The 13172-nt window shown below is 65.9% G+C and carries 13 protein-coding genes; 8 read left to right on the forward strand and 5 right to left on the reverse strand.

Going from position 1 to position 13172, the window contains the following annotated elements; translation table 11 throughout:
• Positions 1-149 precede the first annotated feature (149 nt).
• Complete coding sequence (locus C5L14_RS21445; protein ID WP_245443482.1) at positions 150-2948, forward strand: DNA translocase FtsK; 2799 nt, start codon at positions 150-152, stop codon at positions 2946-2948.
• 109 nt (positions 2949-3057) lie between these two features.
• On the opposite strand, the gene eda is transcribed toward C5L14_RS21445, so the two are convergent.
• Positions 3058-3699, reverse strand: a complete 642-nt coding sequence (eda, locus tag C5L14_RS21450) for a bifunctional 4-hydroxy-2-oxoglutarate aldolase/2-dehydro-3-deoxy-phosphogluconate aldolase (RefSeq protein WP_181161282.1) — start codon at positions 3697-3699, stop codon at positions 3058-3060.
• On the reverse strand, positions 3696-4643 hold the full coding sequence (locus C5L14_RS21455) for a PfkB family carbohydrate kinase (RefSeq protein WP_245443484.1): 948 nt from the start codon (positions 4641-4643) through the stop codon (positions 3696-3698). Before C5L14_RS21455 ends, eda begins: the two co-directional genes overlap by 4 nt.
• Positions 4644-4840: 197 nt before the next feature.
• Here C5L14_RS21455 and C5L14_RS21460 point away from each other — a divergent pair, with 197 nt between their 5' ends.
• From C5L14_RS21460 to C5L14_RS21485, 6 genes are all read left to right on the forward strand, one after another.
• Positions 4841-5032 carry a twin transmembrane helix small protein gene (locus C5L14_RS21460; protein ID WP_105864113.1) on the forward strand — a complete coding sequence of 64 codons (192 nt, stop codon included), beginning with the start codon at positions 4841-4843 and terminating at the stop codon, positions 5030-5032.
• Positions 5033-5263: 231 nt separating this feature from the next.
• Entirely contained in the window at positions 5264-5848 is a 585-nt protein-coding gene (locus C5L14_RS21465) for a cob(I)yrinic acid a,c-diamide adenosyltransferase (protein ID WP_105864114.1), read from the forward strand.
• A gap of 148 nt (positions 5849-5996) precedes the next feature.
• Entirely contained in the window at positions 5997-7184 is a 1188-nt protein-coding gene (locus C5L14_RS21470) for a lytic murein transglycosylase (protein ID WP_105864224.1), read from the forward strand.
• A gap of 113 nt (positions 7185-7297) precedes the next feature.
• On the forward strand, positions 7298-7807 hold the full coding sequence (gene irrA / locus C5L14_RS21475) for an iron response transcriptional regulator IrrA (RefSeq protein ID WP_105864115.1): 510 nt from the start codon (positions 7298-7300) through the stop codon (positions 7805-7807).
• A gap of 78 nt (positions 7808-7885) precedes the next feature.
• The gene (locus C5L14_RS21480; protein ID WP_245443485.1) at positions 7886-8806 is read left to right on the forward strand and encodes a LysR family transcriptional regulator; all 921 of its coding nucleotides are present in this window, start codon (positions 7886-7888) and stop codon (positions 8804-8806) included.
• Between the two features lie 175 nt (positions 8807-8981).
• Positions 8982-10373 carry an amidohydrolase family protein gene (locus C5L14_RS21485; protein ID WP_105864117.1) on the forward strand — a complete coding sequence of 464 codons (1392 nt, stop codon included), beginning with the start codon at positions 8982-8984 and terminating at the stop codon, positions 10371-10373.
• A 106-nt stretch (positions 10374-10479) separates the two neighbouring features.
• Here the strand turns inward: C5L14_RS21485 and C5L14_RS21490 are convergent, their stop codons facing one another.
• Together C5L14_RS21490 and C5L14_RS21495 are read right to left on the reverse strand one after the other, a co-directional pair.
• A complete protein-coding gene (locus C5L14_RS21490) occupies positions 10480-10968 on the reverse strand; it encodes a RidA family protein (protein ID WP_105864118.1) in 489 nt (162 codons plus the stop codon).
• Complete coding sequence (locus C5L14_RS21495; protein WP_105864119.1) at positions 10962-11684, reverse strand: SDR family NAD(P)-dependent oxidoreductase; 723 nt, start codon at positions 11682-11684, stop codon at positions 10962-10964. The genes C5L14_RS21490 and C5L14_RS21495 overlap by 7 nt, the downstream gene beginning before the upstream one ends.
• Positions 11685-11797: 113 nt before the next feature.
• On the opposite strand from C5L14_RS21495, the gene C5L14_RS21500 reads away from it, so the two are divergent.
• Positions 11798-12700, forward strand: coding sequence for a LysR family transcriptional regulator (locus tag C5L14_RS21500; protein ID WP_105864120.1), 903 nt, complete (start codon positions 11798-11800; stop codon positions 12698-12700).
• A 40-nt stretch (positions 12701-12740) separates the two neighbouring features.
• Here the strand turns inward: C5L14_RS21500 and C5L14_RS21505 are convergent, their stop codons facing one another.
• Positions 12741-13028 carry a hypothetical protein gene (locus C5L14_RS21505; protein ID WP_105864121.1) on the reverse strand — a complete coding sequence of 96 codons (288 nt, stop codon included), beginning with the start codon at positions 13026-13028 and terminating at the stop codon, positions 12741-12743.
• Between the last annotated feature and the right edge of the window lie 144 nt (positions 13029-13172).

Genomic DNA, 13172 nt, shown 5'->3' on the forward strand with positions numbered 1-13172 from the left:
AAATTGGCGCTCCCCTGCCATAAACCGGCCCTTAACCCGCCTTGCCTAGCGTGAGCCTGGGCTATTGGTGTTGCGTTCCCGTCAGATTTCCGAAAGGACGTCTCGATCCGATCCGGATTGCCGCACCTTGCAACTTTGAGGTTACGGCAATGCGGACCATGCGACGCGGCTTTGCACAAAGCTACGCTCTTCCCGACGAACTGAAGAGCATGCTGACGCGCAGGCTGAACGAACTGCTCGGCATGGCGCTGATCGGAGCGACCGGCCTGGCCGCGATCGCGCTGGCGACCTGGTCGGTGCAGGATGCCAGCTACAACCATGTCGGCGGCGCCCTCCCGATCCGCAACTGGCTCGGCTTTTCCGGTGCCGTCACCGCCGATTTCCTCACCCAGATGTTCGGCATCGCCTCGATCGCGCTGCTGGCGCCGCTCGCCTTTCTCGGCTGGCGTCTGTTGGCGCACAAAGCCTTCGATTCCCAGCGCATGCGCCTGATCTGCCTTGTGGTCGGCGTGCTGCTGGCGGCCGGCTGCTTTTCGGGCCTGCCTGCCACCTCGAGCTGGCCGCTGCCCACGGGCCTGGGCGGCGCGAGCGGCGACTGGGTGTTCTATCTGTTCACGCCTTTGTTCTTCGCCGGCAAATCGGTGATCGGCCAGTTCGTGCTGACCCTGGTGCTCGGCTTTGCCGCCTTTTTCAGCCTGGCGATCGCCGCCGGCTTCTTCTTCCAGTATCGCGAGGAGGAGCGCCCGGCGCCGGAGATGCCGATGCGCATCCGCGGCCAGCCGCGCCGCGTCCGTGAGGAGGAAGACGAGGAGGACGAGCGTTCCGCCGTGCTCGGCGCCCTGATGCATTGGGGCCTGATGGCCAAGAGCGCGCTCTTCCGCAAGCGCGTCAAGGTCACGCCGAGCCGACAAGACTATCAGAGGATCGACCGCCAAAGGCTGGATCGCGACGGCCGCGAGCCGCCGATGCACACACCCGGCGGCATCTCGGACCTCTTCGCCCGCGTCAAGGCGGCCGCCCATCTCCTCGCCCGTCCGGTGGCTGCGCGGGCCGAACCCGAACCCCCTCGCCGCGAGCCGGCCTTCACGCCGCGCACCGCCCCGCGCGCCGATGCCCGGCGCCCGCATGAGGCCGTTTCGCTGGACGGCGAGGAATTGCCGGAAGCGATCGATCAATATTCCGGCAGCCAGCCGGCCTATGCGCCCTATGACGACGAGGATGAGCTGCCACCGATGCCGCCGCCGCGCCGGCCACTGATCAGTGCCGAAGAAGCCGCGCGCCGCGTCGAGCCCGCCATCACCACCACCCGGGTGGCCCAGCCGAGCGCGGCGGTGAAGCCGGGCAAACGGCTCCAGCGCGAGAGCGAGCCGGATTTTCCCTTCGAGCACCGCTACGAATTGCCGCCGCTTTCCCTCCTGGCCGAACCGCGCAAGCAGACCGGTGTCGGCGTCTCCCAGGAGGCGCTCGAACAGAATGCCCGCCTGCTAGAAGGTGTGCTGGAGGATTTCGGCGTGCGCGGCGAGATCATCAATGTCCGCCCCGGCCCGGTGGTGACCCTTTATGAGCTCGAGCCGGCCGCCGGCATCAAGGCTGCGCGCGTCATCGGCCTCGCCGACGACATCGCCCGCTCGATGTCGGCGCTGTCGGCCCGCGTCGCCGTGGTACCCGGACGCAACGTCATCGGCATCGAGCTGCCCAATTCCAAGCGCGAGATGGTGTATTTCCGCGAGCTTCTGGCTTCGGAGGATTTCGAGAAGTCGAAGTTCAAGCTGGCGCTCGCCTTGGGCAAGACCATCGGCGGCGAGCCGGTGATGGCCCAGCTCGAGAAGATGCCGCATCTGCTCGTCGCCGGCACCACCGGCTCAGGCAAGTCGGTCGCCATCAACACCATGATTCTGTCGCTGCTCTACCGGCTGAAGCCGGAGGAATGCCGCATGATCATGGTCGATCCGAAGATGCTCGAACTCTCCATCTATGACGGCATCCCCCACCTGCTGGCGCCCGTCGTCACCGACATGAAGAAGGTGGTGCTCGCGCTCAAATGGGCGGTGCGCGAGATGGAGGAGCGCTACAAGAAGATGGCCAAGCTCGGCGTGCGCAACATCGACGGCTACAACCAGCGTGCCGCCGAGGCCAAGGCCAAGGGCGAGACGGTGATGCGCACCGTGCAGACCGGCTTCGACAAGGAGACCGGCCAGGCCCTCTACGAGCAGGAGGAGATGGACCTTTCGCCGGTGCCCTACATCGTCATCATCGTCGACGAAATGGCCGACCTGATGATCCAGGAAGGCAAGAACGTCGAAGGGCCGATCCAGCGTCTGGCACAGATGGCGCGTGCCGCCGGCATCCACCTGATCATGGCGACGCAGCGTCCCTCGGTCGACGTCATCACCGGCACGATCAAGGCCAACTTCCCCACCCGCATCTCCTTCCAACTCACCACCAAGATCGACAGCCGCACCATCTTGGGCGAGCAGGGCGCCGAGCAACTGCTCGGCCAGGGCGACATGCTGCATATGGCCGGCGGCGGGCGCATCTCGCGCGTGCACGGCCCCTTCGTCTCCGACGAGGAGGTGGAGAAGGTAGTCACCCATCTCAAAGCCCAGGGCCGGCCCGATTATCTCGACGCCATCACGGCGGACGAGGACGAAGGCGGCGACGACGAAGCCGCCGACGGCGCCGTGTTCGACAAGACGGCGATGGGCTCGGAGGATGGCGGGGACCTCTACGACCAGGCCCTCAAGGTGGTGATGCGCGACAAGAAGTGCTCGACCTCCTACATCCAGCGCCGCCTGCAGATCGGCTACAACCGCGCCGCCTCTCTGGTGGAGCGCATGGAGAAGGAAGGCATCGTCGGCCCGGCCAACCATGCCGGCAAGCGCGAGATCCTGGTCTACAGCCGCGACGTCAGGAATGGCGAGGAGGAAAGCCAGGAGGACGAGGAATAAAGGCTTCGGCCCCGGTAGAGCGGACGTCCCGTCCGCTCTTGGAACCACGACGTTTGGGGTAAGAAAGAGGCGGACGAGACGTCCGCGCACCCGGGAAGTTGCTTGCCACCTACCGCTCGGTCGCCGCCCGCGCCGCCTTGAAGATGGCGGCCTGCTGCTGCAGGCAGGGCGAGCCGGGCGTGTGGCGCGAGGGCAGCATCCAGGAGCCGCCGACGGCGACGATGTTGCGCACCGCGCCATAGGCCGGCAGCAACGCTGTCTCGATGCCGCCGGTGGTGACGAAGCCGACGCCCTCGAAGATATTTGCGTAGTCGGCCAGCACCACGGGGCCGTTGGAGGCCTCGGAGGGATAATATTTCATCAGAGAATAGCCATATTCGCAGGCCTGCATCGTCTCCGAGGCCGTCTGTACGCCCGGGATATGCGGTAGGCCGCTGGCAGCCACCGAGGCCTGCAAGGCGGGCGTGAGGCCGGGGCTGACCGTGAAGTCCGCACCGGCGTCGAGGGCCAGGCGCACATGGCGCGCCAGCAGCATGGTGCCGGCCCCGAACAGGCAATGCGGATGGCGCGCCTTCGCGGCCTTCAATACCGCCGGGGCTTCGGGCGTGCGGAAGAGGATCTCGATCACCGGCGCACCTGCCGCCACCAGGCCGTCGATGTCGGCGAGGCCTTCATCCGCGTCCTTGATCGCCATCACCGGCAGGATCGGGGTTTCGGCGAGGCGGGCCCGCAATTCGGCAACACTTGTCATCTTTCCTCCAGACCTGTTCTTTCCAGACCCGACAGCACCGCCTCCACCTCGGCCCGGCCGGGCGTGCCCAGCCGCCCGCCGAAACTGCGGCATTTCAGGGCGGCAGCGACATTGGCGAAGGCGATGGCCCGCGGGATGGGCGCCCCCTCGGCGATGGCGAGGGTGAAGGCGCCATGGAAGACGTCGCCCGCCGCCAGCGTATCGACCGCCTCGACCGCAGGCGGGCGCAACTGCTCGACCCGATCCCTTTCGCGGTCGAGCCAGAAGCAGCCGTCCGGGCCGGCGGTGACGGCGAGAAAGCCGGCAAAACGCCCGGCCAGCGCACGCAGGGCTGGGCCGGGGTTCGATGCGCCGCTCAGCGCCAGCGCGGCCGGTTCGGAGAAGACGACGTGGCTGGCCAGCTCGGCAAGTTCGACCGTCACGCCGGCGGGGCCGGTATCGGCGTCGAGCACGGCGGGACGGCCGGCGGCGCGCGCCGCCTTGAGCACGGCGGCCGCGCCCTCGGGCCAGCGTATGTCGACCAGCGCGGCGTCGGCGCGGGCGACCAGTTCGAGCGGCAGCCAGGATGGGTCCTGGCCGAGCGCCGGATCATAATAGGGCACCACCAGCCTTTCGCCATGGCGGTCGACCAGCACGGTCGAGATCGGCGAGCGTGCGCCCCGGGCCCGGCGGATGAAGCGACAGTCGATGCCGGCCGCGGTCAGGTCCGCGACGATACGCTCGCCGATCGCGTCGTCGCCGACGCGCGAGAGCAGGGCGCTGCGGCCGCCCAGCCGGGCAATCGCGGCGGCGGCGCTGGCGGCCATGCCATGGGACACCTCGGTGACCCGGCTGGGCAGGACCTTGCCGGGGCCGCTCGGCAGGCTGTCGAGCTGGAAGATCGAATCGAAGGAAGAGGCGCCGCAGCACACCACATGCACGATCTTGCCGGCTGACTCGGGCACCGCTCTCTCCCTGCGCGATGAAAAAACGTCATCGGACGAAGGAGGCCGCAGCGCGGTATTCGAGCGGATGATCGCATTTGTCATAGCATTGCCAGGGTGGGCGGTGGAAGACCGCCGTCCGGCCGGCGGCCGCGACTTTTTCGACCGCATGCCACATCGGCCTCGACGCCGGCTGAGCGAAGGCATAGAACCGCCGGATGGCCAAGTTCTTCTATATTCTCGTGCCCTTCGCCATCCTGGCGGTCGCCATCGTGCTCGGCATGGGCCTGCACAACATGCTCAAGGGCGGCGATGGCTGGCGCTCCCAGCGCCTGATGCAGATGCGCGTCCTGCTGCAGGCAGTGGCGATCATCATCATCATGGCGGCGATCTATTTTGCCCATCGCTAGCGGAGCGCTGGGCAAACCGCCTCGTGTTTACGTTTGAGTTACATCCGCCCCCTAGGGTCCGCCCGTCCGGTACCTGTTGGGGATAACGTGGTGCCGGCACAAGGCCCGGCCGGATGCTCTCCTGGCCGGGCCACTTGTGGCAGTTGCCTTGTGCTTCCCGGTCCCTGGATTGCGTCGCTGCGCCTGCGATGACAATGATTTTTGAAACCCAAACGAGGTCGGGCAAGCGCAATGGTTCGTCTCAACAAGATCTACACCCGCACCGGTGATGATGGCTCCACCGGGCTCGGCACCGGCGAGCGCCGCTCCAAGGCCGATCTGAGGGTCGAGGCCTATGGCACGGTCGACGAGGCGAACGCCGTGATCGGCCTCGCCCGCCAGCACAGCGCCCGCGAGGACGCGGACGTCGATGCCATGCTCGCCCGCATTCAGAACGATCTGTTCGATCTCGGCGCGGATCTGTGCACGCCCGAGGGCGGCGAGAAGGAGATCACCTGGACGCCGCTGCGTATCGTGCAGGCTCAGGTCGACCGGCTGGAGCAGGAGATCGATGCCATGAATGCCGATCTCGCGCCGCTGAAAAGCTTCGTGCTGCCGGGCGGCACGCCCTGTGCCAGCTATCTGCACCTGGCTCGCACCGTCAGCCGCCGGGCTGAAAGGGTGATGGTGGCGCTGTCGCAATCGGCGGGCGAACTCGTCTCCGCCGAGGCGCTCGCCTATGTCAACCGCCTTTCCGATCATCTGTTCGTGGCCAGCCGCTACCTCAACCACAAGGCCAGCGGCGACGTGCTCTGGGTGCCGGGGGCGAACAGGTAGGCAGCGCCTTTCTCCCGCAAGGGGGAGAAGGCATTCGCCCGATCTGCCGTCATGTCTGCGCAATCATTGCGCGTAATTAATCCTGCCGCACCCCATTTCGGCCGGTTTGGCCATCTTTCATTTACCTTGATGAATCATGATCGAGGCCATGAAAAAGACAGTCCTGCCCGCCCTTGCGCTGCTCGCCCTCTCCGCCCTGCCGGCGACGGCCGCCTCCTTCCAACAGTGCCTTTCCGCCATCGGCGCGCGCGCCGGTGCGGCGGGTGTGTCGTCATCGGTGATCAGCCGGCAGCTCGGCGGCCTGCAGCCGGACATGACCGTGATCGACGCGATGAACAAGCAGCCCGAGTTCAAGACGCCGATCTGGGACTATATGGCCTCGCTGGTCGATGCGCAGCGCGTCGCCGACGGCAAGCAGATGCTGGCCCGATATGGCTCGGTGCTCTCCGGGGTGCAGCGGCGCTACGGCGTCGATCCGGCCGTGGTGGTGGCGGTGTGGGGCGTCGAATCCAACTATGGCGAGAGCAAGGGCACACGCCCGCTGGTGCAGTCGCTCGCCACGCTTTCCTGCTATGCCGGCCGGCGCCAGGCCTATTTCCAGGGTGAGCTCATCGCCACGCTGAAGATCATCCAGCGCGGCGACGTCAATCCCGATCATCTGGTCGGCTCCTGGGCCGGCGCCTTCGGCAACACCCAGTTCATGCCATCGACCTTCCTGCGCCTGGCCGTGGACGGTGATGGCGATGGCCGGCGCGACGTGGTCGATTCCGTGCCCGATGCGCTCGCCTCCACCGCCAACTACCTGGCCCGCTCCGGCTGGACCGCCGGCACACGCTGGGGCTATGAGGTGCGCCTGCCGCCCGGTTTCAAGGCGGGGCTGGCCGGCCGCACCAAGAAACGCCCGCTCGGCGCCTGGGCTGCGATGGGTGTGACCCGCATCGACGGCGCTCCGCTGCAGGGTGGCAATGCCCGGGCGGCGATCCTGCTGCCGGCGGGGCCGCAGGGGCCTGCCTTCGTGGTCTTCCGCAATTTCGATGCGATCTATTCCTACAACGCCGCTGAATCCTATGCCCTGGCGATCGCCCACCTGTCGGACCGCATCCGGGGTGGCAGTCCCTTCGCGACGCCCTGGCCGACCGACGATCCCGGCCTGTCGCGGGCGCAGCGCAAGGAGTTGCAGGCCCTGCTGGCCCGCAAGGGCTACGATGTCGGCACGCCCGACGGCTCGATCGGCAACAAGACCATCCAGGCCATCCGCGACGTGCAGCGCCGGCTCGGCCTGCCGGTCACCGGCCACCCTGGGTTGCAGGTCTTGACTGCCCTGAAGCGAGGGTGATCGTCAAAAAGCACTATTTTTCCGGGGGCTAGTTGGCATCAACCATTATGATGATTGCGTCAGCGGTATCACTTGGCCTAGAATGTCGGCGAAAAAAGTTGTAGAACCGCATCATGTCAGCGACCACAGTCATTCATTTCGATCGTTCCGCCAAGGCGGCCACGCCGGAAACTTCGCCTTCTCGCGAGATTTCCTCCCGCGACCACCAGCGCACGGGTTGCCCGTTCCATGACGTGCGTTCGATGCTGCGCGACGTCGGCCTGAGGCCCACCCGCCAGCGCCTGGCGCTGGGTTGGCTGCTGTTCCAGAAGGGCGATCGCCACATCACCGCCGAGATGCTGCACGACGAGGCTTCCAAGGCCCGGGTGCCCGTCTCCCTCGCCACGGTCTACAACACGCTGCACCAGTTCACCGAAGTCGGCCTGCTGCGCGAATTCGCCGTGGACGGGTCGAAGACCTATTTCGACACCAATGTGCACGAGCACCATCATTATTTCGTCGAAGGCGACAATGAGGTGCTCGACATTCCCGGCGAGGTCAACATGGCCGAGATGCCGCAGGTGCCAGCAGGCTATGAAGTTGCCCGCGTCGACGTGATCGTGCGCCTGCGCCGCAAGGACTGAGGCGTTCTCTATCGAGTTTGATGAAAACGGCGCGGCTTCACCGCGCCGTTTTCTTTTGCGTGCGCCTCGGGCATGCCCATGACGAGCCCGACTGTGGTCTATGGTCGAGGGATCGAACTGAGAGGTGCCGGCGGTGGGCGCATGAATCGCTATCCGATGTTCAACCCGCAGCTGCTGAACAGCTTCGTGTCGGTGTGCGACACCATGAGCTTCACCCGTGCGGCGGAACGCGTGTCCCTGTCGCAGTCCACGGTGAGCCAGCAGATCCGCCGGCTGGAGGAGATGCTCGGCAAGCCGCTGTTCGAACGTTCCTCGCATCAGGTGCAGCTCACCGAGGAAGGCGTGAAGCTATTGGGCTATGCCCGACGCATCATCGCCCTGAACGAGGAAGCGCATGACGCGCTGACCGGCCTGTGGCGTGACGGCGTGCTGCGGCTGGGCATGCCCGAGGATTATACCGTCCCGACCGCCGAATTGCTGGCCGTCTTCAGCAGGGAGCACCCCTATCTCCGGCTCGACGTCGCCAGCGGCCTGAGCGCGGACTTGCATAATGCCTATGCGCGGGAGGAGCTCGATCTCATCCTGGTCAAGCAGCGCCGCCGGCAACCGCCGCGTGCTGCCAGGCCCGAGCCCCTGCTCTGGCTCGACAGCCTTGCCTTTCCAGCCATCGAGCAGGCCCCGGTTCCGCTGGCGGTATTCCCGCCCAACGGGCTCTATCGCGAGGAGCTGTGCCAAGCGCTCGACGCCCTCGGCCGGCGTTGGCGTGTCGGCTACAGCAGCGCCAGCCTGGCCGCGCTCATGGCCGCTTCGGCTGCCGGTCTCGGCGTCACCCTGCTGCCCGCCGGCTGCCGGCTGCCCAGCCACCGCATATTGGGCGAAGCCGAAGGTCTGCAGCCGGTGACCGATTTCGAACTGGCGGTCTATTATCGCGAAGGTGCCGCCGATGCCGTCGCCACCCTGGCGGAGCGGCTGATCGCCTTCTGCGGGCTGGAAGCATAGGCCCGAAAATCCCCGGGTTCTTCTCGCATGAACGGCCTGGCCCCTCATTGGCTGTCCTTGCGCTGGCTTCGTCATTGCCGAATCGAATGATCAGCATTGGCAAATGTCGCTGCCATCGTCGCGGGCCCCCTCGTAAATTGGGAGCCAGACCATCCAGCGAGGGCAGGAAACCACCGTGGAAAACCACCAGCAGCATAGCCGCAGGGCTTTTCTCAGCCGAACCGGAACACTCACCACCGCCTGGGCCGCCATCGGCATGACCGGCGGCGGCGCCCTGGCTGCGACTACCGGCGCGAGCCATGCCGGTGAGGCCGGGGCCAGCGCGCTCACCGATCGCCATTATTATCTCGGCGGCGTGCGCCTCGAAGAAGGCTTCGAATATGATGGCGAGACGGTGATCGGCACCCGCACGGCGCTCTACACGCTGGAGATCAAGGACGGCAAGATCGTGGCCCTGCATGCGGCCAGTGCCGGGCTGGCCGACGGCCTGCCGCGCTACCAGGCCCATGGCCAGCTCCTGCTGCCGGCGATGCGCGACATGCACATCCACCTCGACAAGACCTTCTATGGCGGACCCTGGCAGGCCCCGCGGCCGCGCCAGGGCAAGACCATCATGGATATGATCGCGCTGGAGCAGAAATTGCTGCCTGAGCTGCTGCCGACCTCCCAGCAGCGCGCCGAGGGACTGATTGCCCTGCTGCAGTCCAAGGGCAGCACGGTGGCGCGCAGCCATTGCAACATCGATCCGGTCAGCGGCCTCAGGAGCCTGGAACATCTGCAGCGCGCGCTGGAAAACCACCGCAGCGATTTTACCTGCGAGATCGTTGCCTTTCCCCAGCACGGTCTGCTGCATTCCAAGGTCGACGGCCTGATGCGCGAAGCGATGGGCATGGGCGTACAGTATGTGGGCGGCCTCGACCCGACCAATGTCGACGGCGCCATGGAAAAATCGCTCGACGCCATGTTCCAGATCGCCCTCGACACCGGCAAGGGGGTCGACATCCATTTGCACGAGACCAGCCCGGCCGGCGTGGCGGCGATCAATTACATGGTCGACACGGTGGAGAAGAACCCGCCGCTCAAGGGCAAGCTCACCATCAGCCATGCCTTCGCGCTTACCACGCTCTCGCCGCAGGCGCTGTCCGAACTCGCCACACGCTTTGCCGCGCAGGGCATCACCATCGCTTCGACGGTGCCGATCGGCAGTCTGATGATGCCGCTGCCGCAGCTCGGCGAGAAGGGGGTCTTCGTGATGACCGGCACCGACAGCGTGATCGATCACTGGTCGCCCTTCGGCAGCGGCGATATGCTGGAGAAGGCCAATCTCTACGCGCAGCTCTACCGGGGCTCCGACGAATTCCATCTCTCGCGCTCGCTGTCGATCGCCACCGGCGGCGTGCTGCCGCTGGACGACAGCGGCAAGCGCGCCTGGCCGAAGGCCGGCGACGACGCGGCCTTCACGCTGGTTCCCGCCAGTTGCTCGGCCGAGGCGGTGGCCCGCATGCCAGCGCGCACGGCCACCTTCCACCAGGGCCGCATGGTCTATGGCAGCGTGGGGCAGGCCTGATGGAGGGCTGTGATGCTCGTCCTTGCCGCCCGGCGGCCTTTCTCGACATGGCGCAAGCGAGTTTCAGTGCGAGCGGCGCCTGAGCGCCGCTCCACGGGGAGCCGGTTCAATCGGCAATTTCGACCACCAGCTCGACCTCGACCGGCAGGCCGAGGGGCAGGCTGGCGACCCCGAGCACGACCCGGCCCGACAGCATTTCGGCACCGAAGACCTTGAGAAGAAGCTCGGAGGCGCCGTCGGCAACTTTTGGATGCTCCCGGAAATCGCCTTGCGTGGCAATATAGACGCCGAGCTTGGCGATGCCGGTCACCTTGTCGAGCGAACCGAGCTCCTGCCTGATGGCGGCGAGGGCGCTGCGGGCGGCCAGTTCGGCAGCCTGGTAGCCCTGCTCGGCAGTAAGTTCGCCGCCGAGGCGTCCGATGAATTGCGGCTTGCGGTCGATCACCGGCAGCATTCCGCTCAGGAAGAGCAGCCGGCCGATCCTGACGCCCTCGACATAGGCGCCGAACGGCGTGGGAGGCGGGGGAAGAGCGATGCCGAGTTCCTCCAGCCGCCGTTCCGCGCCGGCAGCCGCCGCTATATCCGGCCTTACCATTTGCCCAGATGTGCGCCGCCGTCGACGTGCAGCACCTCCCCGGTTATGCGCGGAGCCTCGGTCAGGAAGAGAACCGCCCCGACGATTTCCTCGACAGCGGAAATGCCGGGCATGGGCGACAAGGCCTTGATGAAATCCCTTGGGCTGTCTTTATGAAGCGGGGTGTCGACCACCCCAGGGGCGACCGTGTTCACGCGGATGCCCTCGCCCGCATATTCCATGGCGATGTTCTTGGACAACGCCTCGATGCCTCCCTTGGTCGCCATGGCGACCGAGGCGTTGACGCCGGCGATCGGATGATCGGCCAGGGGCGTGGTGATGCTGACGATGCTGCCGCCGCTCTTCTGCGTGAGCATCTGCCGGACAACCGCCTGGGTGAGGTGCAGGAAGCCTTCCACATTGGTGGCGGCGAGCCGGCGGTAATCCTCCAGCGTGTAGTCGACGAAGGGCTTGGTGAAGAAGATGCCGGCATTGTTGACCAGGGCATCGATCCGCCCGAAGCGGGCCAGTGCGGTTTCGACCACACGCTGAGCGGTGGCGGGGTCGGCGATATCGCCGTCGACGCGGGCCAGCCTCTCGGAAGCCCGGATTTCATCCGTTTCGGAAACCCGCCGCGATGTCGCGACGACGGCGTAGCCTTGGTCGAGGAAGGCGTTGGCGAGGCCTGCGCCGATACCCTGGGAAGCACCGGTGACGATGACGACCTTGTTTGTCATTTGAGTTCTCCACGAGTTGGTTTGCTCTCGTGGGAAGAATTTGCGCTGCCGCCAGTCTTTTGATTAGATGGAAATATATGGAATCAATTTTCCATCCATGCAAAAATCCCGGAATGGCCGATCTCAACGACATCGCCGTTTTCGCGAAGGTGGCGCAGTTCGAAAGCTTCAGCCGCGCCGCCCACGCGCTCGGCATGCCGGTCTCCACCGTCAGCCGCAAGGTGAGCGCGCTCGAGGAACAATTGGGCGTGACGCTGCTGCAGCGGACGACGCGCAAATTGACACTCACGAGCCAGGGGCGAGCCTATTACCAGCAATGCAGCGAGCCACTCGTCCAGCTCGAGGATGCCGAGCGGGTGCTCGTCCAGGCGCAGAGAAGGCCGGAGGGCCTGCTCCGGGTTTCCGTGCCGGTGATCATGGGGCAGGAGCCCTTTTACGACTTCATCTCGTCCTTCCTGAAGGCCTTTCCGCAGATCCAGGTCGATCTCGTCGTCACCAATGTCTTTCTCGACCTGATCGCCGAGAATGTCGACGTGGCCATCCGCTTCGGAGAACTGCAGGATTCCAGCATCATCGCCCAGCGCATCGGCAAGAGCGTGCGCTATGTCGTGGCGACGCCGGGCTATCTGGAGGGGCGTGACCGGCCGGCCAAGCCGGAAGATCTCGCCCGCCATCGCTGCGTGCTGATGAACGGGCGCAACAACGAAGCCGAATGGCATCTGGTCAATGGCCGCAGGGCCGTGAAAATCCAGGTTTCCGGGCCGATCGCCAGCCGCGATTTCCAGGCCGTGAGTGCCTTCACCTATAAGGGGCACGGTATCGGGCTCCTGCCCTCGACCTATTGCGACGAACGCATCGAGAGCGGCGAACTCGTGCGCCTCCTGCCGGATTGGTCTTCGCCCGAGATCTTCGTGCATGCCGTCTACCAGACGCGACGCTTCCTTCCAGCAAAGCTGCAGGCCTTCCTCGATGCCCTAAAGGCTTGGAAGAGCCCGCTTTGGATAAAGCTGCGGTGACGCCGGTTGCTGCAGCGCCCGATCGTCAGCGGCATCGACTTCAGAGTCTCAGCCAGTCGAGCGTGCCCAGGGAGATCAGAGTCGCGGCCAGGATGGCGCCGGCGTAGATCAGGCTGTGGCGCCAGCTCTGCAGCGGCGAGCGCTGGCGAAGCAAGGCGGGGCGGGCGAGGACGAAGGCAGCGATCAGCAGCGCCACCACCAGCCCGCCATGCTGGATGCCGGTGGCCAGGTCGTGCAGGATCACCATGCTGCAGATCAGCAAGGTCGGAAACCAGGCATGCCGGAACTCGGTGCGAAGCTTGGCGAGCAAGGGGGCAAATGGCTGCATGATGTCCTCAAGAGCAAAAGTTCGGCCGCGTTCTGAAAGCTGAGGTTGGCGGAGTAGATGCCGATTGCGGCGCGAGCGTGCCGTGTCGATGGTCACACGGCGGAAATCGCGAGGAATCGTGGTGTCAGGCCCGGGAATCCGGGA

Origin of the sequence: Labrys okinawensis, from assembly GCF_002982075.1 — a bacterium.
In the GTDB taxonomy this organism is placed as follows: Bacteria; Pseudomonadota; Alphaproteobacteria; order Rhizobiales; family Labraceae; genus Labrys; species Labrys okinawensis_A.

Excerpts from the sequence above, each read along its gene's own strand:
- C5L14_RS21460 (WP_105864113.1), top strand. The coding sequence starts at position 4,841 with ATGGCCAAGTTCTTCTATATTCTCGTGCCCTTCGCCATCCTGGCGGTC.
- eda (WP_181161282.1), bottom strand. The coding sequence starts at position 3,699 with ATGACAAGTGTTGCCGAATTGCGGGCCCGCCTCGCCGAAACCCCGATC.
- C5L14_RS21470 (WP_105864224.1), top strand. The coding sequence starts at position 5,997 with ATGAAAAAGACAGTCCTGCCCGCCCTTGCGCTGCTCGCCCTCTCCGCC.
- C5L14_RS21500 (WP_105864120.1), top strand. The coding sequence starts at position 11,798 with ATGGCCGATCTCAACGACATCGCCGTTTTCGCGAAGGTGGCGCAGTTC.
- C5L14_RS21465 (WP_105864114.1), top strand. The coding sequence starts at position 5,264 with ATGGTTCGTCTCAACAAGATCTACACCCGCACCGGTGATGATGGCTCC.
- C5L14_RS21505 (WP_105864121.1), bottom strand. The coding sequence starts at position 13,028 with ATGCAGCCATTTGCCCCCTTGCTCGCCAAGCTTCGCACCGAGTTCCGG.
- C5L14_RS21480 (WP_245443485.1), top strand. The coding sequence starts at position 7,886 with ATGACGAGCCCGACTGTGGTCTATGGTCGAGGGATCGAACTGAGAGGT.
- C5L14_RS21490 (WP_105864118.1), bottom strand. The coding sequence starts at position 10,968 with ATGGTAAGGCCGGATATAGCGGCGGCTGCCGGCGCGGAACGGCGGCTG.
- irrA (WP_105864115.1), top strand. The coding sequence starts at position 7,298 with ATGTCAGCGACCACAGTCATTCATTTCGATCGTTCCGCCAAGGCGGCC.
- C5L14_RS21495 (WP_105864119.1), bottom strand. The coding sequence starts at position 11,684 with ATGACAAACAAGGTCGTCATCGTCACCGGTGCTTCCCAGGGTATCGGC.
- C5L14_RS21445 (WP_245443482.1), top strand. The coding sequence starts at position 150 with ATGCGGACCATGCGACGCGGCTTTGCACAAAGCTACGCTCTTCCCGAC.